18 protein-coding genes and 2 pseudogenes are annotated in these 22,690 nt (G+C 62.3%); 8 read left to right on the forward strand and 12 right to left on the reverse strand.

The features are described 5' to 3' along the window. Positions 1-189 precede the first annotated feature (189 nt). The 3 genes and pseudogenes from FCN77_RS25895 to FCN77_RS09870 all read right to left on the reverse strand — a co-directional run. Positions 190-408, reverse strand: a pseudogene (locus FCN77_RS25895) (IS3 family transposase); the annotation flags it as partial. A gap of 16 nt (positions 409-424) precedes the next feature. Next, a complete protein-coding gene (locus FCN77_RS09865) occupies positions 425-1,516 on the reverse strand; it encodes an IS110 family transposase (RefSeq protein WP_137322130.1) in 1,092 nt (363 codons plus the stop codon). Positions 1,517-1,961: 445 nt separating this feature from the next. Then, a complete protein-coding gene (locus tag FCN77_RS09870; RefSeq protein ID WP_137322131.1) occupies positions 1,962-2,912 on the reverse strand; it encodes an IS1595 family transposase in 951 nt (316 codons plus the stop codon). A gap of 190 nt (positions 2,913-3,102) precedes the next feature. Here FCN77_RS09870 and FCN77_RS09875 point away from each other — a divergent pair, with 190 nt between their 5' ends. From FCN77_RS09875 to FCN77_RS09885, 3 genes are read left to right on the forward strand one after another with little or no spacing between them, the layout of a single operon-like run. Continuing rightward, positions 3,103-4,293, forward strand: a complete 1,191-nt coding sequence (locus tag FCN77_RS09875; protein WP_137322132.1) for a tyrosine-type recombinase/integrase — start codon at positions 3,103-3,105, stop codon at positions 4,291-4,293. Further along, positions 4,293-5,216 (forward strand): tyrosine-type recombinase/integrase, encoded by a 924-nt coding sequence (locus FCN77_RS09880; protein WP_217496256.1) that lies wholly within the window; start codon positions 4,293-4,295, stop codon positions 5,214-5,216. The genes FCN77_RS09875 and FCN77_RS09880 overlap by 1 nt, the downstream gene beginning before the upstream one ends. Continuing rightward, positions 5,213-6,202, forward strand: coding sequence for a tyrosine-type recombinase/integrase (locus FCN77_RS09885; RefSeq protein WP_137322134.1), 990 nt, complete (start codon positions 5,213-5,215; stop codon positions 6,200-6,202). Before FCN77_RS09880 ends, FCN77_RS09885 begins: the two co-directional genes overlap by 4 nt. Positions 6,203-6,295: 93 nt before the next feature. On the opposite strand, the pseudogene FCN77_RS09890 reads toward FCN77_RS09885, so the two are convergent. The 8 genes and pseudogenes from FCN77_RS09890 to FCN77_RS09925 form a co-directional block, all read right to left on the reverse strand. Further along, positions 6,296-7,413: pseudogene (locus FCN77_RS09890) on the reverse strand (DDE-type integrase/transposase/recombinase); the annotation flags it as partial. A gap of 247 nt (positions 7,414-7,660) precedes the next feature. Next, entirely contained in the window at positions 7,661-8,833 is a 1,173-nt protein-coding gene (locus FCN77_RS09895; RefSeq protein WP_137322135.1) for a maleylacetate reductase, read from the reverse strand. Positions 8,834-8,940: 107 nt separating this feature from the next. Continuing rightward, complete coding sequence (locus tag FCN77_RS09900) at positions 8,941-9,498, reverse strand: nuclear transport factor 2 family protein (RefSeq protein WP_137322136.1); 558 nt, start codon at positions 9,496-9,498, stop codon at positions 8,941-8,943. A gap of 1,346 nt (positions 9,499-10,844) precedes the next feature. Beyond that, entirely contained in the window at positions 10,845-13,238 is a 2,394-nt protein-coding gene (locus FCN77_RS09905) for a bifunctional salicylyl-CoA 5-hydroxylase/oxidoreductase (protein ID WP_137322137.1), read from the reverse strand. A gap of 12 nt (positions 13,239-13,250) precedes the next feature. Then, positions 13,251-14,909 carry an AMP-binding protein gene (locus tag FCN77_RS09910; RefSeq protein WP_137322138.1) on the reverse strand — a complete coding sequence of 553 codons (1,659 nt, stop codon included), beginning with the start codon at positions 14,907-14,909 and terminating at the stop codon, positions 13,251-13,253. 44 nt (positions 14,910-14,953) lie between these two features. Beyond that, positions 14,954-15,859, reverse strand: a complete 906-nt coding sequence (locus FCN77_RS09915) for an acyl-CoA thioesterase II (protein ID WP_137322139.1) — start codon at positions 15,857-15,859, stop codon at positions 14,954-14,956. Between the two features lie 5 nt (positions 15,860-15,864). Next, positions 15,865-16,347: a cupin domain-containing protein gene (locus FCN77_RS09920; RefSeq protein WP_137322140.1), complete on the reverse strand. Its 483-nt coding sequence runs from the start codon at positions 16,345-16,347 to the stop codon at positions 15,865-15,867. Positions 16,348-16,358: 11 nt separating this feature from the next. Then, entirely contained in the window at positions 16,359-17,252 is an 894-nt protein-coding gene (locus tag FCN77_RS09925; RefSeq protein WP_137322141.1) for a fumarylacetoacetate hydrolase family protein, read from the reverse strand. 134 nt (positions 17,253-17,386) lie between these two features. Between FCN77_RS09925 and FCN77_RS09930 the strand changes: the two genes are divergently transcribed. Beyond that, entirely contained in the window at positions 17,387-17,785 is a 399-nt protein-coding gene (locus FCN77_RS09930; RefSeq protein WP_137322142.1) for a RidA family protein, read from the forward strand. Positions 17,786-17,910: 125 nt separating this feature from the next. Here the strand turns inward: FCN77_RS09930 and FCN77_RS09935 are convergent, their stop codons facing one another. Beyond that, a complete protein-coding gene (locus tag FCN77_RS09935; protein ID WP_137322143.1) occupies positions 17,911-18,351 on the reverse strand; it encodes a thioesterase family protein in 441 nt (146 codons plus the stop codon). A 236-nt stretch (positions 18,352-18,587) separates the two neighbouring features. On the opposite strand from FCN77_RS09935, the gene FCN77_RS25900 reads away from it, so the two are divergent. From FCN77_RS25900 to FCN77_RS09950, 4 genes are all read left to right on the forward strand, one after another. Next, positions 18,588-18,728 carry a hypothetical protein gene (locus FCN77_RS25900; protein ID WP_175417199.1) on the forward strand — a complete coding sequence of 47 codons (141 nt, stop codon included), beginning with the start codon at positions 18,588-18,590 and terminating at the stop codon, positions 18,726-18,728. A gap of 95 nt (positions 18,729-18,823) precedes the next feature. Then, positions 18,824-19,684 (forward strand): PaaX family transcriptional regulator C-terminal domain-containing protein, encoded by an 861-nt coding sequence (locus tag FCN77_RS09940; RefSeq protein WP_137322144.1) that lies wholly within the window; start codon positions 18,824-18,826, stop codon positions 19,682-19,684. A 489-nt stretch (positions 19,685-20,173) separates the two neighbouring features. Beyond that, positions 20,174-20,950, forward strand: a complete 777-nt coding sequence (locus FCN77_RS09945; protein WP_137322145.1) for a cyclase family protein — start codon at positions 20,174-20,176, stop codon at positions 20,948-20,950. Continuing rightward, positions 20,947-22,623, forward strand: coding sequence for a thiamine pyrophosphate-binding protein (locus FCN77_RS09950; protein ID WP_137322146.1), 1,677 nt, complete (start codon positions 20,947-20,949; stop codon positions 22,621-22,623). Before FCN77_RS09945 ends, FCN77_RS09950 begins: the two co-directional genes overlap by 4 nt. The last annotated feature ends 67 nt before the right edge of the window (positions 22,624-22,690 follow it).

Raw genomic sequence — 22,690 nt, forward strand, 5'->3', positions numbered from 1 at the left:
CCCGCCGCTGGAGACTATTTCGTGGTTGAGGGGCTGACGGCTCAGCCCTCGGGACGGAGCCGCCTATCCTATCGATTTGATTTATTGCGCTGAGCGTTCGACAGACTCCAAGAGAACGGTTTTATGGCCCTTGTTCCTGTTGAAATTGGCGTGGTCGGAATTTTTCAAGCTGAACGGTACCAACGGGAGTTAGGCGGCTGACTGCTCGGTGATTTCCTTGGGTTGATTGATCCAGGCGGGGCCTGGGAGCGCGAGGATTTTGGGGTCGGTGGTGGTGGCGAAGCGTTCGGGGTGTTTCGCGCGGGCTGCGGCGAGTGTTGCCGAGCGTTCCCTGGACACGCCGGCGGCGTGATCGTAGTGGACGTTCGCTGGCGTGTGGAACCCGATTCCGGAGTGCTGGTGGTGATGGACTCTTCTATGTCTGTCAAGCGGCCGCTTCGGGTACCTGTTTCACCAGTGCGGCAGCGTTCAGGGCCCGGAACACGCGCCGTGCCAGATAACGCTTGACACAGCGCCGGATCTCCTTGATGGTCTTGCCTTCGGCACGGCGTTTCTTTACGTAGTCGCAGGTCTCAACGTCATGGGTCATTCTGGTAACCGCAGCGATGTGGAGGGCGCTGTTGAGCCTTCTGTCGCCTCCTCGGTTCAGCCGGTGCCGCACCGTATTCCCTGACGACGCGGGGATGGGATTCACGCCGGCCAGGCAGGCGAAGGATGCTTCGCTGCGGACCCGTCCCTCGTGCGACCATGCCACCAAACATTTGGCCGCGGTCACCGCTTGGAAGCCCGTCTCCTCGAGCAGCGGTGCGGCCTCGCTGACCGTGACCAGCTCGTCCAACTGCTTCTCGTTGGTTTTGAGCTGCTCGTCCAGGCCCAGGATGTGCTTGGCCAGGCGGACCGCCTCGGTGCGGGCGATGCCCAAGGCCAGTTCTTCCTCACGCTCTCGCCACCGGGAGATCTCCTCGATCTGGGCCGGGGTGAGCTTCCTGCGGGCATCAATGCCGAGGTCGTTGCCGCGCACGAGGGCATTGAGTGCGTTAATCGTCCGGGTGCGGTCCTTGGTCATGGACTCGCGGGCGGTGACCAGGATCCGCAAGCCCTGGCGTATCCCGTCATTCAGGCGGGGGCGGCGGAGTTTCTCAACCGGCAGCGGCAGCACGGCCATGGCCATTCGGTGGGCGTCCAAGGCATCTGACTTACCCACGCCGCGGTTCTTCTTGGCATCCATGCGCGGCGCCTCGGCGACGGGGAATCCGTAGGTGGCTACGGTGCCGGAGAGGATCGCCCCGTACGAGGCGGCTCCCTCGACGACCCAGAGGGTATCGGCGTCGGCATTGGTGCGGCGGGCTACCCATTTGATGGCCCGGTTGATGCCGGCCGCGGTTGTGGGGAATGACTGCGTGTCCATTAGTGCGCCGTTGGCGGCGTCGAGGATGGCGTAGACGTGTTTGCGGGCGTGCGTGTCGACGCCCACGACAAATGGATGGGCATGCGCGACGATAGATGTGGCGGTCATTCGTGCCTTCCTCTTCACGGATATGGTCATGGCCGTCGCCGGCCGGCACCAGTCCGGGTAAGGGTCACAACGGAACAGCACTGTGATGGGTCACGCCCCGCAAGGGGTGGACATTCTTCTGATCAAGCTACCGTGGTGGGCCGGACGGGTGCCGGCCGACCACCGCCGTGGACGGACAAGTCCACAAAAAGACACTTTCGGGTCAGTTGTACCAAGAGTCACGTCCACGGGGCGGATCGGCCGGTCCCTATCCTGCCAGCCAGTCCCGGACCAGCTAAAACAAGTCTCACAGTTGTACCAGTCCACGAAACCGCTGATAAATGCCCCGGCGTCCTGGACTGAGGCGAAGCGTTCCGGGAATTCCGGACCGTATTTCAGGGTCTTGAACAGCGACTCGCTGTTATCCCGAATTCGGAATAACAGCGATAGTGGGTATCCGGTTAGCTCAGGTAACAGGGGCCGATCCCGGATCGTGGGCAGTGATTTGGCGGTAGGTGGTCGGTCCTTGCGTAGTGCCGAGGCCGAGCAGGGACTGGAAGGTCGCCATGGGCGTGCCTCGCCTGTTGTAGCGGAACGTGAATTCATCGAGGTACACCTGTAGGTGTTCATCGCCTACGGAGCGGTGGGTTCCGCGCAGCCAGGTCTTGAGGTTGCTGATTGCGCGGTGCACGCGGGGAAGGACCGGGTCGGGGTCGCCGGCCTTCTTGGCAGCCCGCTGGGAGCGAGGTTGGTGGGTGTAGCCCTTTTTGGCCAACGGGGCGTAGCCCATCCAGCCGTCAGTATGCACAATGGCCCCCGGAGCCACGGTGTCCGTCACGAAACCCGTCAATGTGTCACCGGACGCATCGCGGATCACTTTCATCCGCACCCGTCCCGAGCCCTGGCCACGTACCTCCACAGCGACGACGACGTGCGCGGCCCGGGCTGTGAGGCTCCTGCCGCCGCGCCGACCGATCTCAGGACCGCCGACCTCGCACTCGTCCACCTCGACCTCACCGGACAGCAAGGTGCGTTCCGGGTTGACCATAGCCCGGCGCAGCTTGTGCAGCATGGTCCACGCCGTCTCATACCGGGACAATCCGAGCTGTCGCTGCAGCTGCCGGGCCGAGATCCCTGGGGTACTCGTCGTCATCAGGTAGGCCGCCCAGAACCATAAATGCATCGCTGTGTGGGTCTTGTGGAGCACCGTACCGGCCGTCAGCGAGACTTGGTAACCGCAGGCGGCGCATTCCCAAAGTCCCCGCGCCGCCAGGGGCCAGGCGGACCGACCTTGACACCGCGGACACACGTAGCCCTCCGGCCAGCGGCACTCAGCCAGGTAGTCCAAGCACGCCTTCTCATCGCCGAACCGCGCCTGGAACTCCAGAATCGTCCGCGGAAAATCCGGTCTCGACATTTACCCAGACTACCTGAGCTAACCGGATACCCACTACAGCGATTATGCCGTGCCCGTGATTATGCCGAACACGGACCGTCGCGGGCATGTTTGCGCTGGTCAGGGAGCCGTAGCGGCCTGACCTATTCGGCATAATCCTGAGGCGGTTGATGCTTGCTCTGTACAGTTTTTTCGTTCAGAGGAGGCACAAATGAAGAAGCGACAGTCGGCAGGGGACGCTGGTCCGCTTTTGTTGTATGCGGAGGGATTTGGCGACCATCTCGAAAGCAAGGGATATGCGCCGGAGTCGGTTCGCTGGAGGCTGAGGCAACTCGCGGCGCTGGATCGTTGGTTGCTCGAGCATCGTCTGGCAGCCGGCGATCTGGATGCCGGGTGTGTGGAGCGGCTGGTCGAGGCCCGACGGGCCCAGGGACGAACAACGTTCGTGTCAGTTGCGAATTTTTCGCTTCCAGTCGCGTATTTGCGCCGAATCGGCGTAGTGCCGCCTGAGGCCTCACCCCCAGCTGACACGGTCTCACAGATCCTTGAACGATATCGCAGCTATCTGGCCACCGAGCGTGGCCTTGCAGAGAGTTCAATACCGGTCACCATGCATGTCGCCGAAAGTTTCTGCAGCAAGCAAGATCACCGGTTGGAGGAGCTCTCGACCGCAGAGGTCACCGCATATATCGTGGCGTTGTGCGCGCGTTCGAGCATCGGGTGGACGAAGAAGACGGTGAGCGCGTTGGCATCGTTTCTGCGGTTCCTCCACGTCACAGGTGTCACCGCTCAGCCGCTCGCTTTGGCGCTTCCGAAGGTCGCCGGACACCGTCAAAACGTGCCGTGTGAGCTTGGCGAAGATGATTTCGCCCGTCTGCTTGGCGGCTGTGACTGCGGTCGCGACGTGGGGTTACGCGACAGCGCGATCCTGACGGTTCTGTGGCGGCTGGGACTGCGCCGCAGTGAGGTGGCCGGGTTGCGGGTCGATGACATCGACTGGCGGCGCGGTGAAATCACGATCCGGGGAAAAGGCAACCATCAGGAGCTTCTCCCGATCCCCAAAGACGTCGGTAAGGCAATCGTGCGCTACCTCCAGGATGGCCATCGCCGGGTCCCGCCGGGTTGCCGTGCACTGTTCGTCCAGATGAGAGCACCGGAAGGCCCAATGAGCCCCACCGGTGTCGGTGACGTCGTGGAGCGCCTGTGCCGTCGCGTTGGGCTGCCTGCAATGGGAGCGCACCAGCTACGGCACGGCACCGCGACGCGGCTGGTCCGCAACGGCGCTTCATGGCCGGAGATCGCACAGGTCATGAGGCACCGGAGCATGGCGGTCACCGTGTCCTATGCCACCGTCGACTCTGCGCTGATGCGCGAATTGGCACGGCCCTGGCCTGGTGCGTGATGACTGATCTTTCCGCAGCAGTCGACTCCTATCTCGCCATGCGTCGTGGTCTGGGCTTCAAACTCGTCGATGCCGGGTCCTTGTTGCCGGCCTTCGTCGGCTACCTGCACGAGAACGGCGCCGAGCATGTCAGCAACGAATTGTCCCTTGCATGGGCAACCCGGCCCGTGAACACCCACCCGGTCTGGTGGCGTCAACGGCTGTGCTTCGTTCGCGGGTTCGCCGAGTACTTGCGCACCATCGACCCAGAGACCGAGGTGCCGCCAGCTGACCTGCTGCCGGCACGACAGCAGCGCCTTGCACCGTACTTGTACTCCGGTGCTGACATCGCGGCCCTGGTGGCGGCCGCCCGATCCCTAAACCCGCCCCTGCGTGCCGCCACCTACGAGACGATCATCGGTTTGCTTTCAGTCACCGGCCTGCGACTCGGGGAAGCCCTGGCTCTCAACCGCGAGGACATCGACAAAAAGCACTTACTGCTGGTTGTCCGGCATGCCAAGGGCGGCGGGCGAAAGGTGCCGCTGCACGAAACAACCCTCCGGGCGCTCCAACACTATTTCGACTGCGTGGACCGCCACTTCCCGGACCGGATCTCACCGTCGGTGTTCGTCTCGATACGGGGCACCAGGATGAACAAGGACTCAATACACGCAACGTTTCCGCTCCTGATCGACCAGGCCGGGCTGACCGGGAGAGGGCAACGACCCCGACCCCGACTACATGACCTCCGCCACAGCTATGCGGTTCGCCAACTGATCGACTGGCACCAACAGCATGCCGATGTCGACGCCCGAATACCCCTGCTCTCAGCTGTCCTCGGACATAGCGATCCCGCATCCACCTACTGGTATCTGCAAGCCGCCCCCGAACTCTTCGCCATCGTCGGAGCGCGACTTGAGGAATTCCTGGGAGAACTGCCATGAGCCTCCTCGCCCCCACCCTGCAAAAGTTCTTCACCGACCGCCTCCTCACCCAACGGCAGGTCAGCCCGGCCACCGTCGCCGCCTACCGCGATACGTTCCGGCTGCTCTTCGGATTCATCGCCGAGACAAAGAAGCTCGCTCCGGCGGGCCTGGACATCGCTGACCTCGACGCCCCGACGATCGGAGCGTTCCTCAGCTATCTGGAAACCGGGCGGGCCAACACCGTACGAAGCCGCAACGCGCGCCTGGCAGCGATCCATTCGCTGTTCAAGTTCGCCGCGCTCGAGCACCCCGAACATGCCGACCTGATCTCGCGCGTCCTCGCGATCCCACCGAAACGGTTCGATCAAGGCATCGTTGCGTTCCTCAGCAAAGAGGAAGTTGAAGCGATCCTCTCCGTCCCGGACACGGACACCTGGCTCGGTCGCCGTGACCACGCCCTGCTCACCGTCGCAGTCCAAACAGGTTTGCGCGTCACCGAACTCACCGGCCTGCGGCGCGACGACATCAACCTGAGAACCGGGCCTCACGTTCGTTGTCGTGGCAAGGGCCGAAAACAACGATCCACACCTTTGACCGCCGGGACCGTCGCCACGCTGAGGGAATGGTTGAAAGCGAATGACACCCAGCCCGGCTCGCCACTGTTCCCCAGCCGACACGGCACACCGTTGAGTACCGACGCCGTTGAATGGCTGGTGAACAAATATGCCACCGCCGCGGCATCTCGCTGCCCATCGCTGGCGAACAAGCGAGTCACCCCTCACGTCCTGCGCCACAGCGCTGCCATGTTCTTACGCGAAGCAGGGGTGGATATCTCGGTAATCGCCCTCTGGCTCGGCCACGAAAGTATCACCTCGACACAGATCTATATGCATGCCGACCTCGCCGTCAAACAACGGGCTCTGGACAAGACCACGCCCCTGGAAGTAGCCCCGAACCACTACCGCCCGTCGGACTCGCTGCTCGCCTACCTCGACACACTCTGAATTATGCCGAATAGATCAGGCCGCTACAGCTCCCTGACCAGCGCAAACATGCCCGCGCCGGTCCGTGTTCGGCATAATCACGGGCACGGCATAATCGCTGTTGGGATTGTCATTGCTTACCCGGGGCCTGGAGTGAGACCGGGTGACCTCCAGATCCGAGAGCAGCGCGGCCACAGTCTTTGACGTCATGGATGTTCCCCGGTCCGCGTGCACGACCTGGGGGATCCCATGGATCCCGAAGATTCCCTTCATCATTTCCACGGCCAGCATCCCGGATTCGGTGGCGTGGACGTGCGCGCCGACGATGAACCTCGAATGGATATCAACCATCATGTAGCAATCAAAATACTTGCCCTTGACCGGGCCGGCAAGCTTTGTAATATCCCACGTGAACACCTCTCCCGGGGCGGTGGCGACCAGTTCAGGAACCGCACGGGGAGGATGCTTGGCCAGCCGGCGGCGTTCCTTGACCTGCTTGTTTTCCTCCAGCACCCGGTAAAAAGTCGACAGCGATCCCAGGTAGATTCCCTGATCCAGCAGCTTCGTATAGACCTGCATAGGTGCCAGATCCACAAACTCCGGTGAGTTCAGTGCCGCCAGAATCTCGGCGCGCTCGGCGGCGCTGAGCTTGTTCTGCGGCACCACCGACGCATGGTCCCGCGGCGGGGCCGGTTTCCGGTTCGCGGTCGTCCTGGAAACACCGGTCAATGATGCTGCACGGCGCGTGGGGATCTTCAGTTCAAGCATCGACCGGTACGTGGCCATCAGCGCTTCCTGGACCGGGGCCCGTCCGGCATATCCTCTGAGGCGCTCTCTAAGAACGCCTGTAGTTTTCCCATCAGTTCCAGGGCTGCCTCGGTCTTCTGCAACCGGCTCTCACTCACCTCTAGCTGGCGGCGCAAACGCGCGTTCTCGGCCTGGTCCGCCGAGAGTTTCCCGATCGTTTCCCCGGCCTTCTTCCCGGCCAGGACCCCGGCGTCACGCAGCCGGCGCCACTCGGTCATCTGCGAGGAATACAGACCCTCCCGGCGCAGGAAAGCACCGCCCTCACTGTTCTCACACGCCTTCTCGTACGCGGTCAAAAACTCGAGCTTCTGGACGGGGGTGAACGACCGACGAGGCCGTGGTCCACCAGCCCGCGGCCCGGAACTACCAGTGCTACTACTCACAGCACTATCTTGGCGTACTGCACTCAAAACTGGACTGGACATGATTACTGGATTCCTGGCTCTCGCCCCACGCGATTAAGCGGACTTGCTATGAGCCCTTGGTACCGTTCCAGCCTGACACGTAGGGGGTGGACCGATGAAAGACCATGCCTCTGGCCTTACCGCTGCCGCCTTCGGATTCGGCCGCTCGTCGGGAGTGTGTCGACGGTGTCCATGATTTTCCGTTAGCCACGGCCTGGTTCCCGCTGGCACCGCTGATAGTTGCATCTCTGACGCGGTGTTCCGCGTTCTAATGTGTTAGCTCGGCGAGTGACGGGGGTTCCAACATGGGAGGGATGCCAAGTAGCGCGTGCTCCAGCAGGGACGTGATTCCTTGCTGGGTCACCTGCACGGGGTTAGAAGCCGGGGCCGCCGCGACCACCCGCTCCACAGCGTCGCCGATTCCGGCGGAGGTAAAGCCGTAATCGGCTAGCCTGCTCGGGGCGTCGACAGCCGCGTAAAGGTCCTGCAGCGCCGTTAAGGCAGCGGAAGCCCGGTCAGGTCTATAGCCGGTGGGCAAATCGTCCAGGCCAGCCCGATCGGTGTGTTCTCCGGCGGCATCCGGTGAATAACCCAAGGCTGTGGCAAGTCGGCCCGCGAGATCACTCACGGCGGGAGCGTTGTAGGCCAGCACGTAGGGCAGCACGGCGGCGTGCGTCTGGGCATGGGGCAGGTCGAAGGTTCCGCCGAGCACGTGGCAAATCTTGTGGTGCAGTCCGGACCCTGCCGAGGAGAACGCTACTGCGCCGAGGTAGCACCCGTAGAGAGCCCGTTCCCGGGAATCGACATCACCTGGGTCGATGACGATCCCGCGCAGGGCTAGGTTCAGGGCCCAGGCGCCTTCCAGGGCCAGCGCCTGATTGATCGGATCGGTGCGCGGGGCCCAGAGGGAGTCGATGCAGTGGGCCAGTCCATTGAGTCCGGAGGCTACGGACAGTCCCACCGGCAAGGTCCTGGACAGGTTCGCGTCGTAAACCACAGCGGCAGGCAGGGTGCGGTTGTCTAGGCCCGTTCTTTTACTGCGGTCCTCGGTCATCCCCCACACGTTTGTAGCTTCCGATCCGGCGTAAGTGGTAGGCACGGCGATGATCGGAATCCCGGTGGTCAGGGCGACAGCCTTGGCCAATCCGGTCGCGGACCCTCCGCCGACAGAAATGAGGACGTCGGCCCGGTGCTCAGCGGCCGCGCTGCGGGCGCGCTCGGCTATTTTGACGGGCACGTGCTGGACTACTTCGTCCCACCACAGGACCGAGGCGACACCGGAGAGGACGGTCTCTGCCAAGGGCCGCCCGGAAGCCGAGGCGATCACCATCGGCCGGGTGGTTCCTAGCCGGTCCAGTTCAGCGGCCACATTGCCGGCGGCTTTACCCGTGCCAAACAGTACTCGCTGCCCGAGTGTTGCGTGTGTGAACTCAAGTGTCATGGCATAGCTCCTTCGCGAAAGGGACCTGGAGTATGAAATGGACGGATAGGAATGGCCTGCTCCGCCCGCGACGCTCCTCCACGGCCGGGAGTCCTCAAGCCCTGATCTCAGGACCCCATCAGTACGGAAGCCGACGGATAGTGGGAGGCGAAGGTGGCTGGCAACGGCGCGATGAAAACATTCTCCGTGCGGGTCCTGGTGATTTTCCAGCCGCTGTCAGTCTTGCGGAACGAATTGTTGAGCCGACTTGACCGCAGCAACGACGTCCCGTCGGAGAAGAGCCAAGGCTGCATATGGATCCACTGGCCGGTGGCATTGTCACCGTCGACGTATATCTGTTCCGACGTGAGGTAGTGGGCGTTAAGCAGCAGCGCAGGTGCCCGTTCCTCGCCCCAGAAGGTGTTGAAGTGTTCTCGGATGGCGTCGTGTCCCTCGGCGTGGCCGAACTGGTTGTCGTAGTATTCCCCTACGCCTTCCCAGACGGCGTCCTTAGCGTAGAGCGCCATAATCAGGTCAATGCGGTGCGCGTCGTCGCCGACCGCGAACTCCGGGCACGGGGTGTCGCAAAGGAACATGTAGCGGGCCTGGAGGCGGCGGATATCCGCCTCTGCCTCTAACACCTCAATGCGCTTCACAAGGCTTGCCAATGTCGTTTCGTCAGACATCGTGTCTCCATATCGTATGTGTTAATCGGATTTGGGCCTCGCCGTAATCCGGTTCGTCGACGCCGCTGCGGATACGCTGACTGCGAAATGCCCTTGTACCAAGTGGCGCTGGCTGGGTATACGAGCCCGGACGACGAGACAATTGGTGCAGCTCTGAAGGCTCGTTCTCCCGGGGAAAGACTCCGGCTGGCACCCGCCGTTTCGAACCCCTCGCAATCGTCCAAAAAGTCTCGCCGGTGCGGTTATGGCCGTTCGCCCACCTCCCAGTCCCCCCGACGAGTCTCAACTCCACTCAACACACTATCGAGACCCCAACGGGTCGGACATTGGTAAATTCTGGCCCAGGACTAAAGGTATTCCCTACATACCCCGGTACGAGCGGCGTCCTAACTCGATCGGATGCTCGAGCCAGCTGGACTAGCTGGCACACGGAGTGTCGAAGATACAGGCCGTCGCACGAAAAGTCGATCATGGTCCCACCAGGATTTGCGCCGATCCCACGCGCCACTTCTAACGCCGATAATGGACCATGGCGGCTTCTGAAGGGCCGACGGGGGAGTGGCGGCTGTCCCGTCTCAGTCTTGTTAGCAAGAGTCTCAGTAGACATGCCAACCTACGGGATCGTGGCCCTGTCTCAATCGGTGAAGGCGCCAGGATCCGTGCGCGTACTCGACCGATTTCGATGTCGGAAATGGTCGACGAGGCGTCGTGCATGTGGTTCACCAGCCCAGGTGCGTTCTACGGAAATGCCAACTCAAGTGAGCCCGGAGACACGAGATTCGTCTCAGTAGATCCGGCAAAACCCCACGTCGCCGTTGCCAACTTAACTGAGATCGGACACGGGAAGCTACCAGTCGCCTATCGCCTGGTGCATGGCGGCCGAGAACATGTAGGGACCTCCACCCTCCTGTGCTGGTGAAAATTGGCGACATTCTGGATTCCTTTTCGGTGGCCTCGCCCTTCTCAACCACAATGGCGTAGCCTAGCGCCGCCAGCTGCCTCACAGTTGTGGTCGTAGCCGCCACCTTGGCATCGTGGCCGAAATCGGCCACGATGCCAATACGTGTTACGTTCACTCTCTGTCATCGATCCAACCTGCGGCGCTGGATTCGCTACTCAGCAGGAGCCGTAGCCGGTAGATCGTTCTTGGAAACCTTCAGCAAGGCGCAGCAGTCCGCGCACGTCACCCGGGAGCTCTTTGTACACTCCTTCGAGCGTCGCCGGGCACATGGATGCACGAGCGGTTGCGTGGTTACGCCGAGTCATCCGTTCTCGCCCAGGAGATGGCGCGATTGAGGCTGAGAAGGAGTGCAGTGACTGCGCTCGGGGGAGCTGGGACCGGCTGACTATTGGGTGAGGACCGGCTCCGCAGCGGCGACACCGGGTGTCCAACGCAAGTGCCCGTCGGGTGTGATGGAATCAGGTTCCTTGAGGAGGGACAACCGCGGACGGACGGCATCGGTACGGCCGCTCGGGGGCTTGCGGCGACCGGCCCTGAACTGCGGAATCCACTGTGACCCAGGGCCGTGGTATTCCTGTTCAGCGGCAGCGTGCAATGTCCACTGCGGGTCGTACAGGTGTGTGCGTCCGAGTGCCACGAGGTCCGCGCGTCCGGCCAGGAGGACGGAGTTGACATCGTCGTAGGTGGAGATGGCGCCCACGGCAATCACGGCCACTCCAGCCGGCGCGGCGACCTCCTGCCGGATCCGGTCGGCGAAGGGCGTCTGGTAGCTGCGGCCAAACGCCGGCTTCTCATCCTTTGAGATCTGACCCGTGGAGACGTCGATGCCCGCTGCACCATGGTCAACGAATGCCTGCGCGATGCCGATTGAATCGTCGGAGTTGTTGCCACCCTCGATCCAGTCGGTCGCCGAGATCCGCACAGTAATCGGCCTGTCCGCAGGCCAGACAGCGCGGACTGCGTCGAAGACCTCAAGCGGGAAGCGCAGCCTGTTCTCCAGGCTGCCGCCATACTTGTCGGTGCGCTGGTTGGAAATTGGCGAAAGGAAAGAGGACAGAAGGTATCCGTGGGCGGCGTGAACCTCGAGGAGGTCGAATCCGGCTTCTGCGCCGCGGCGGGCAGCATCAACGAAGTCGGCTTTGACCCGGTCCATTTCGGTGGTGTCGATTTCGCGCGGAACCTGGTTGCCGGCCCCGTACGGCAAGGCGGACGGGCCGACCGGTTGCCAGTTCCCGATTTCGAGGGGCTCGTCGATGCCCTCCCACATCAGGCGCGTGGATCCCTTGCGGCCGGAATGTCCAATCTGCAACCCGATCTTTGCCGTCGAACGTTCGTGGACAAAGTCGACGATGGACTTCCAGCTGTGCTGCTGCTCGTCTGTATAGAGGCCAGAGCATCCGGGAGTGATGCGTCCTTCGGCGGACACGCAAACCATCTCCGTCATCACCAGTCCCGCCCCGCCAAGGGCTTTGGAGCCGAGGTGTACTAAATGGAAGTTCCCCGGAACGCCGTCCGTGGCGGAGTACATGTCCATGGGGGAGACTATGATCCGGTTCTTCAATTCGAGTCCGCCGATGCGGTATGGCTGGAACATTGCGGGCGCGACGTCGGGCAATCCTTGGGAATCGGCGAAGTGTTTGTCCACGGCGCCGGCGAATTCCGGGTCGCGGAGGCGCAGGTTCTCCTGGGTGATCCGGCGCGAGCGGGTGAGCAGGTTGAACGCGAATTGCGTGGGTTCCTGCCCTCTGTACTGTCCGATCCGTTCGAACCATTCCAGCGAAGCCTGAGCGGCTCGTTGTGTGGATTCGACGACGGGACGGCGCTCGGTCTCGTAGGCGGCCAGTGCGGTTTCAAGATCTTGGTGCTCGTGGAGGCACGCGGCCAGGGCCAGGGAGTCTTCCATGGCGAGTTTGGTGCCGGATCCGATGGAAAAGTGGGCGGTGTGGGCGGCGTCGCCAAGCAGCACGATATTCCCGTGGCGCCAGCTGCGGTTGCGGACCGTGGTGAAGTTCAGCCACTTGGAGTTGTTGGCCAGCACCTCGTGTCCGGCGAGTTCTTCGGCGAAAATGTCGCGGATTTTGCTGATTGCCTTTTCGTCGGACACGCCGGGGGCGAATACCTCGGTAGCAGTCTCGTCGAAGCCTGCTGCCTCCCACACATCCGGGGACATTTCGACGATGAACGTGGAACCTTCGTCAGAGTATGGGTATCCGTGGATCTGCATGGTGCCGTATTTGGTGTCCTTGACGAAGAACTTGAACGCTTCGAAAACCTGGTCCGTGCCAAGCCACATGAACTTGTTGGGCCGGGGATCAAGGCTCGGGCCAAAAGACTGCGCATAGGTTGCCCGGATCTGGGAGTTGACACCGTCGGAAGCCAGGACCAGGTCGTAGCCGGCCTCGAGCTCCTGGATGGGCGGGGCGAGCGTGCTGAAACGCACGTCCACGCCCAGTTCAGCGCAGCGGCGCTGGAGCAGCTCAAGCAGTTCCTTGCGGCTCATTGCTGCGAATCCCTGGCCTCCGACGATGAGGGTTTCGCCGCGGAAGTGGATGTCGATGTCGGACCACCGGGCAAACCGCCGGCTCATGTATTCGGCAACCACCGGGTCGGCGTTGCCGATGCCCCCGAGGGTTTCATCGGAGAACACGACGCCGAAACCGAAGGTGTCTGTGGCGGCGTTGCGTTCCCAGAGCGTGATGTCGTGGGAGGGGTCCAGCTGCTTCATTAGTGCTGCGAAGTACAGGCCTCCGGGGCCGCCTCCGACGATTGCGATCTTCATGGTTTGCTCCTTCTACGGCTGGGTGGCGGCTGCGCCGGCCAGCTGGTCGTTTTCGTGTTCGAGGCGGTCGCGCAACTTGAAGTGCTGCAGTTTGCCGCTGGGGTTGCGTGGGAGTTCATCGACGAAGCGGACGTCCCGCGGGTACTTGTATGGGGCGATGGTGGCCTTGACGAAGTCCTGGATCTCTTTGCGTTTGGCGTCGTCTGCGTTGACGCCCTCGCGCAGGACGATGAAGGCGCAGACGACGCTGCCTCGCTCCTCGTCGGCCCGTGCCACGACAGCGTTTTCGACGACGTCAGGGTGCTGGTCGATGGCTGCTTCGACTTCGGGGGCGCCGATGTTGTATCCGGAGGAGACGATCATGTTGTCCGAGCGTGACTGGTAAGTGAAGTACCCGTCCTCGTCCTGCACGAAAGTATCCCCGGTAACGTTCCAGCCGTTGTCGACGTATTTCGTCTGTCGGTCATCGTCCATGTACCGGCAGCCGGTGGGCCCTATGACGGCGAGCCTGCCGGGCTGGTTGGGTCCGGCCTCCATGCCCGCGTCGTCCAGGATCACTGCCCGGTAGCCGGGTACAGCTTTTCCTGTCGTGCCGGGGCGGATGTCGTCGCCCGCAGCTGAGATGAAAACGTGGAGCAGTTCGGTCGCGCCGATACCGTTCACCAGACGGACCCCGGTGGCGTTGCGCACGGCTTCCCACGTTTCCTTCGGCAGGTGCTCTCCGGCCGAGACGGCGATCCGCAGGCGGCTGAGTAGTTCGCCGCGGCCGGCTTTGAGGATGGCCCGGTAGGCCGTGGGCGCCGTGAAGAGGATGGTGGCACCGGCGGCGGCGGCATTTTCGGCCAGTTCCACCGGGGCGGCACGCTCCGTCAGAAGTGAGGAGGCGCCGAATCGCAACGGGAAGATCACCAGACCCCCGAGCCCGAAGGTGAAGGCAATAGGCGGTGATCCCGCAAACACATCCCCGGAGGTGGGCTGGAGAATATGGCGGGCGAAGGTGTCTGCGGTGGCGAGGATGTCACGGTGGAAGTGCATGGTGACTTTCGGTGCGCCGGTGGTCCCTGACGTCGGTCCCAGGAGCGCGACGTCGTCCGCGGAGGTTTCAACATCGCTAAAATGGCCGTCTTTCGCAGAACAGCGGGCGATAAAATCATCGACACCATCTCCTCCATAGGACAGGACTGTGGTGTCGGCGCCGGCTGCCGCGGACAGTTCGTCGACGAAGCGGTGATCCGAGATCGCCACCACTGGTTTGGTGAGCCCGATCAACGTGCTGACCTCGGCGGCGCGGAGCATCGGCATGGTGGTGACGACAACGGCGCCGGCCTTCAGGGTTCCGAGCCAGGCGGCCACCAGCCACGGGTTGTTTGGACCGCGCAGCAGGACGCGGTTGCCCGGGACGACGCCGAAGTCCTCGGTCAGCACCTGCGCTGCCTGGTTCGCACGTTGCTGGAGTTCGCCGTAGGTCCAGGTTGTGCCGTCAGGTGTGTGCAGCGCGGCACGGTCTGGCCCGTATTCGGTGACTCCGCCGTCGATCAGCACTGACGCAGCATTGAGCTTTTCGGGGTACTGGAGCTCCGGAAGGGTGAACTCGAGCGCAGGCCAAAGGTTGGCCGGTGGTAGGTGGTCCCTGGTAAAGGTATCCACGTGGGCCGATGATGTGGATGTCATGGCCTCTCCTTTCAAGTGATGGTGATGTGAGTCCGGGAACCGGCTCAGGAAGAAGAGCGGATCATTCCTTCTTGGGCGACGGTGGCCAGCAGGCGCCCCTGCCGGTCAAAGAAGCGCCCCAGTGCCAGGCCTCGGTTGCGTTGTGCGGAGACGGCTTCCTGGACATAGAGCACCCATTCGTCGGCGCGTCCCTCGCGGTGGAACCACATTGAATGGTCAAGGCTGGCGGTGCTGAGCCCGGGCGAGGACCAGTGCAGTCCGCGGACCCGAAGCAGCGTCTCCAGAATCGTGTAATCGCATACGTAGGCCAGGGCGGCCCGGTGCAGGTCAGCGGTGAGGCGGTCAGTGGCTGCATCGGGCAGCCGGTCGAAGGCCTTCACCCAGACGGCCTGGTGGGCCTGGGGGCCTTCCTCGACGCCCAGGTACACCGGACCGGGAACATGGCGCATGTCGAAACTGCGTCCGGTGGACCAATACTCGGCTGCCGGCCCGTCGACCCCTGCCAGCACCTCGGCGGCGCTTCGCAGCGCCTCAGGTGCGAGGTCCGCGGGTGAGCCCGGCTGGTAGTCAGGACCAGCTTCGGGAACCTGGAAGGACCCCATGGCCGTGAAAACGGTCTTGCCGTTCTGGTAACCACGGACGCTGCGGGTCGAGTAGCCGCGCCCGTCCCGCAGCCGTTCCACCTCGTAGCGAACGGTTGCGCCGACGTCGACTGGCCGCATGAAGTAGCTGTGCATGGAGTGCAGTGTCCGGTCTGCCTCGACGGAGCGCATCATGGCAGCTGCAGACTGGGCCACCATGTCCCCGCCATAGGACTTGGGCCATGGCACGTACTGTGTGGTGGCTTCGTAGGCCTCGTCATTGACCTGCGCCGGGACGTGGGTGAGCTGGATGGCGCGGAGGAAGGTTTCCGAGGTGGGCACCGTGACGGTGGGCGTAACCGAGGGCATGGCGGCTAGACCCTGCGGTAGTCGGCGAGGGTGCCGTCGGCGACGTCTTCGAGGTTCACGACAATGTTTTCCGGGGTGCGGGTGGTGAGCCAGACGAGTTCTTCGGTGACGGACATGTTGGCCTCGACGTGCGGCATGAAGGGCGGGACGAAGACCCAGTCGCCGGCCTTCATGTCCTGGTACTCGGAGTAGTTTTCGCCGTAGTAGATGCGGCCGTGCCCGCGCAGGACGTACCCTCCGGTTTCCGCCTCGCCGTGGTGGTGGGGCAGTGAACGGTATCCGGGCGTGTTCGATACCTGGCCGAACCAGATCTTTGTGGCGGGAGTGTGTTGGATGGAGACACCCGAAACGCGGATGCAGTCACCGGACTGGGCGGTGTTGGTGTCTTCCTCACCTGCACGGGTGACGACCGGGACGACTTTGCCGTCCGCTCCGGCGTACATGGAGTTGTCGCCCTCGGTCAGGTACGCGGTGGTGGTATTGCTCATGGTTTTCACTCCTAGGTTGTTGCGGTTGAGGTAACCGGTGCGCTGTAGGTTGCGCGGCCGTCGTTGTGATGGATGCGGATCCTGTTCTCCAGGCGTCCGATGCCTGCAATCTCGGTTGTAAGAAGATCGCCGTCCTGCAGGAAGCGTGGGGGGTTCATTCCCATTCCCACTCCGCCGGGCGTGCCGGTCAGGACCAGGTCCCCCGGCCGCAGAACCGTGAAGTGGGAGATGTAGGAGAGGAGCTTCGCGGGGCCGAACACCAGCGTGCCCGTGTTTCCGGCTTGCACCAGTTCACCGTTCACGTAACCGCGGACCTCGAAATCGCCTTCGACTTCATCGGCGGTAATCATGACCGGCCCAACGGGGGTGCTGGCGTCGAAGGCTTTGCCCTGGAACCACTGCAGGGTGCGGTTCTGCCAGTCACGCATCGAAACATCGTTCGCCACGGTGTAGCCGGCGATGGCCTGCAGGGCCTGTTCCTCATCTGCGCGGAATAAGGGGGAACCGACGACGACGGCCAGTTCGGCCTCCCAGTCAACCCGTTCACTGCCGACGACGTCGATCGTGTCACCTGCCCCGGTCAATGTGTCCGCGTACTTCGCGAAGAGGGTGGGATATTCCGGGAGTTCCCGGCCCATTTCCTGAATGTGATCGCTGTAGTTCAGACCGCAGCAAATCACCTTGCCCGCCGCCGGCAGCAGGGCTGCCAGCTCGGCGGCGGAAGCCGAAACGCTGTTGGCATTATGACGCTGTCCCGATACGACGGAATCGGCCGTCCGGCGCCATTGCGGGTCCGCGACCATAGTGCCCACGTCCGGGTATGGCAACGGCAGATAAGCAGTGTCGTCCGAGACAAGTACCGCCGCCGTGGTGTGCTTGCCCGCACGCAGTGTGGCCAGTTTCATCCGTCCAATTCCCTTCAATCAGATATGTCGACTTTTTTACGGTCGTCACATATGCTCAAGGTAGCACGATGCAGAGGATCTGAAAAGAGCTCTTTTCCCGAACGACGACAACCCCATATGCAGGAGGAACCACCGTGACCAACAGGACAGTCAACCCCCAGTCGCTTCCCAAACCATCCGGGTATGCCCATGGCATCCTTGCCGGGAACACCGTGTATCTGGGAGGCCAGACGGCACTGGACAAGGACATGAATATCGTGCCCGGCGGCATTGTTGAACAGTTCAGGCAGGCGTTTTCGAACGTTCTGACAACGCTGGCGGAGGCCGGGGGACAGCCGCAGGACCTGGTCAGCGTCACGATCTATCTCACCGACGTCGACGACTACATGGCGAACGGCCGTGAAATCGGACGGATCTGGCGCGAGATGGCGGGCTCGGAGTATCCCGCCATGGCCGGCATTGGCGTTACCCGGCTGTGGCAGAAGGAAGCTCTCATCGAGATCCAGGGGATTGCGGTGATCGGAAACCGCTGATTCTGCGGGCGGTGGCTCTTCCGGCCCCGCGAACCGACACCGTGTCGGATTTGTGAACGGCCCCGGCGTGCATGCATGCCGGGGCCGTTCTCATGACGCGAAGCGCCTACCCGCTCCTATGTGGTTCAGTTCCGCGTCGTGAGCTGAAGTGACTGTACGGCTTCCACCATGTGTGCCGGCCAGGGCTGGGCCGTCAAGGACCCTGAAGGGACGTGGGCCACGGTCACCGTGCCGAATGCCGCGATTCCGCCTTGGGATTCGAGATGGGGATGGCCGAACACTTCAAAGGCGTAGGTCATGGACGTGCGGCCAATTTTTTGGATTCCGACAGTTGCCGTGATGCGCTGGCCGAACCAGAGTTTAGCCCTGTAGCTGATTGCCTGGTGTACACGCGGTGCGCTCGGGAAATAATCAGGAAGGTTGAGGGCCCGGAAGAGCTCCGCTTCCGCGGACTCAACCCAGCGCATGACAGAGGAATTGTGCTGGTGGCCGGAGGCGTCGGTGTCTACCCATTCGACATTGCGATCGATGCTGGCATGCCGGCTTGGGCTCGTCCGGTCAGTCATGGGTCTCCCTTCAGCGTGTGATGATCCCACGTCACAGGGCCCTATTATATCCCTGCGATGACGACCGTTCGCGAATCCGCGATGGTTGTGATTGGGGAGCCGGCGAACGGCGCACGAATGAATTTCATGTCGCTCTCTTTACGCCCGTCACCAAGACGGCATATACTTATTTTCATTACGCATGCCTGACGGCGGCACTGACGCCGCGTTCTACATGCCCTTTCCAAGGAGTTCCGATGTCTGTTTCCGACTTTGACGAACGCAACGAACAGACCCATGAAGCATCGACGGGTGCCATGAGTCAGGAGGAATTTGAGGAGGTTTTCGGCGGGTCTGTTCCGGTTTGTGCCCCGTGGGTCGGATTGATGTTCATCTAGCATCCTGCCTGCGGCCGTGTGCCAGGATGCAGGATGCACGCTCCTCAGGCCTGTAACCTTGGACTGTTAAGGCGATCCATTATCGGAGGTGTTGAATGTCTGGAGTCAATGTTGTCCCTGACATTTCACCCATGCCACGCCACCAGCATCTCATCGTGACCGTCTACGGACTTTATGCCCGCGCCCATGACGGCGCATTTGCAGTATCAGAGCTGATACAACTTCTGAGCGATCTGGGAGTTGAGTCAGCCGGAGTGCGCTCGTCAGTCTCGCGGCTGAAGAAGCGTGGAGTTCTCGTCAGCCTCCGAAAGAACGGGTCGGCCGCCTACAGGCTGGCGCCAGGACTGGAGGATGTTTTCCGGGCGGGCGACGAACGCATTTTCTCCCCGCACCGCGCACGCAAGGGTGATGACTGGATCCTGACATCATTCTCCGTCCCTGAGTCGCAGCGGCATCTTCGCCACAAGCTCCGCACCATCCTGACGCGCATCGGTTGCGGCCAGGTTTCGCCGGGCTTATGGATAGCCCCCGGCAACCTGGCGGACGAAGTAAGTCAACAGCTCGAACGCGCGTCCCTGATGGAATACGTGGACCTGTTTAAGGCAGCCCACCTGACCGAAGATCATATCCGGTCGAAGGTCGGGCAATGGTGGGACCTGCCCTCTCTTGACGCCCTATATGCGGACTTCATCGACCGCCACGAACCTGTACTGCAGCGCTGGTCCGAATTGCCCCTGAGCGAACCTGAGTCACCGGAGTATCTCAGGCAGGCCTTCGCCGACTACGTCCCGATGGTGACCCAATGGCGCCGTTTGCCCTATATGGATCCCGGCCTGCCTGAAGAGTATCTTCCCGGTGACTGGAGCGGCCTGGCCGCCGAGGCACTCTTTGCCAAGCTGCACTCACTGCTTGGCCCGATCGCCAAGCGCTACGCACGGTCGGTCGTCGAAGACTAGACAGTCCGCCGACGAGGACTACTCACTGCGTTGGGAGCGCATTCAACCAGGGCCCATTCGCTCGAGCCCATGCGTCAAGTGCTGTCTTTTGTTCCACTGCTTCTGGTACTTTGACGCGGCCGGAAAGCTGTCTGACCCGCCCCGGGGCCCCGTGAAGTCCACTCTCTAGAGATAATTTTTTTGTCGCAAAGAAAACGTTACAAATTTCGGTAGAAAGTGGATAGAATCAAGATCACTCCCGAGAAGGACTGCCATGGTGGACGCACGGACGCACGACCAGACCGGCTCCGCGGCCAAGGTAACTTGCGCTGTCACCCAAGTCATGTCCCCGGACACCGAAGGCTACTCACCGTGGTGCGGGACGCCCGTAAGGCGCTTCGTTTCTCCATACGCCACGGGGATTCCCCATTTCGCGACCCGCGGTGGCAACTGGCGCCGGACGGCCGGTAGGGGTCCATTTGAACTCAATACAAACCGCATAGGAGAACAATGTCTGTACTAGCCGGGCTCACAGCAGCCCTCACAGATGGTTCCGTAGAAGTCATAGACCTGACGACTCCGCTCAGCAGCGATACGCCAATACTGAATCTTCCGCAGCCCCTCGCCAACACCGTAGGCCTCAGCCTTTCGCCCGTGAGCAACTTTGATGACGCCGGCCCGGCGTGGGCCTGGAACGATGTGACCGTTGGGGAGCATGCCGGCACCCACCTGGACGCGCCCGTGCACTGGATTTCGGGCAGAAACGGCAAATCCGTTGACCAGATAGAGCCCCACCGCCTCATCGGACCTCTGATCGTCATCGACAAGAGCGCCGATGTGGCCGAAAATCCGGACTTTCTGCTGGAGCCTGAGCACTTTGAGCAGTGGCAGGAAACGCACGGCCAGTTGCCCGACAATTGCTGGGTGATCTTCCGGACCGGCTGGTCCTCCAGAGGCGGGAATGCCGCCGACTTCGTCAATGCCGATGACGCCGGGCCGCACACTCCGGGGGTGTCCGTAGCTGGCGCCCAATGGATTGCAGCCAATACCAGCATCAGCGGGTTCGGGGTCGAAACGGTGGGCATCGATGCGGGCCAGGCGGCAACTTTCGACCCGATGTTCCCCGTCCACTCATTTCTCCTTGGGGCCGACAAGTACGGCCTGACGTCACTTCGACAGGTGGACAGGCTTCCCACGGTGGGAGCTACCCTCGTGGTCGCCCCCTTGCCAATTGTCGGAGGCACCGGCAGTCCCACCCGCGTCTATGCCCTTGTGGAGGGATCATGAGCGAGAACGTAAAAGTGTCCACCCTTGTTGCCCAAACTCTGGCCAAATTGGGCGTGGGCCACGTCTTTGGCGTTGTCGGAAGCGGCAACTTTGATGTCACGAACATCCTCGTGCAGGCCGGCGTGCCCTATACAGCTGCCCGACATGAGGGTGGTGCCGCCACCATGGCCGATGCCTATTCTCGAATGTCCGGCAAAGTCGGAGTGGTCAGCACGCATCAGGGATGCGGCCTAAGCAATGCCATTACGGGCATCGGGGAAGCGGCGAAGAGCCGGACACCGATGATTGTTTTGACCGCGGACACACAAAGCGCTGCGGTCCGATCGAATTTCAGGATTGATCAGGACTCCCTTGCCCGAAGCATCGGGGCAGTGGCGGAACGGATTCACTCCGTGGAGTCGGCCGTGGCCGATACCGTGCGGGCGTTCCGCACCGCAGTCAACGAACGCCGCACCGTCGTCCTCAGTCTCCCTCTTGACGTGCAGAGCGGTTTCGCGCCGGACACCCTCGATTCTGTCCGGCTGCAGGAACCAACACGGTTGCGGCCTGATCCCGCAGCAGTGGAGCACCTCGTTCACCTGCTCCAGCGGGCCGAACGCCCCGTGTTTGTGGCCGGACGGGGAGGGCGTGGGGCGAAGGAAGCCCTTCTCGCCTTGGCCGAGCATGCCGGAGCTCTGGTGGCAACCTCCGCGGTGGCCAACGGGCTATTCAATGGCGAAACCTTTAACCTGGGCATTTCCGGGGGCTTCTCGTCACCGGTGACAGCTGAGCTCATCAGCGGGGCAGACCTGATTGTCGGGTGGGGCTGCACCCTGAACATGTGGACCATGCGGCATGGCCGGCTGATTTCCCCGGGCACGAAGGTGGTCCAGGTTGATGTCGAGGACGCTTCGCTGGGAGCCAACCGGCCAATTTCGCTGGGCGTCCTGGGGGACTCTGCACTCACCGCTACGGATGCGCTGGCTGTGTTGAAAGCCGCTCAGCCGGCTCCAGCGGAAAAGTATCGCACGGAGACCAATGCAGTGACCATCAAGCAGGGATCGCGGTGGAGGGACGTCGACACGGCTGACCTGTCCACGTCGACACTGATCGATCCGCGCGTCCTCAGCCGGGAACTTGATTCGCTCCTGCCCACGAACCGTATTGTTTCCGTGGACTCAGGAAACTTCATGGGCTATCCGAGTCAGTACCTGGCCGTGCCAGACGAGTTTGGCTTTTGCTTCACGCAGGCGTTCCAAGCCATTGGGCTGGGTCTATACACCGCCATCGGCGCTGCGATTGCCCAACCTGAACGTGTCCCCGTCCTGGGCGCCGGCGACGGCGGTTTCCTGATGGGGATCAGTGAATTGGAAACAGCCGTCCGCCTCAAACTGCCCCTGGTGTGCATCGTTTACAACGATGCCGCATACGGGGCTGAAGTGCACCATTTTGCTGAGCTTGACGACTCCCTGGATCTTCGCAGTGTGAAATTTCCGGAGACGGACATTGCTGCCATTGCCCGGGGATTCGGCGCGGATGGCATCACCGTGCGCACCCTTGACGATCTGGAGCCGGTAAAGGCGTGGGTTGCCAGGTTCCACGCCGGGTCTGAGAGCCGTCCGTTGGTCATTGATGCGAAGATCGCCTCCGACGGGGGATCATGGTGGCTGGCGGAAGCATTCCAAGGCCACTGATTCAGTCATGACTGAAGGGGACTGGATCCGGCCGTGGCCGGGTTCGGTCCCCTTCAGCTTCCCCGCC

The sequence above is a fragment of the Arthrobacter sp. 24S4-2 genome (assembly GCF_005280255.1).
Taxonomy (GTDB): domain Bacteria; phylum Actinomycetota; class Actinomycetes; order Actinomycetales; family Micrococcaceae; genus Arthrobacter.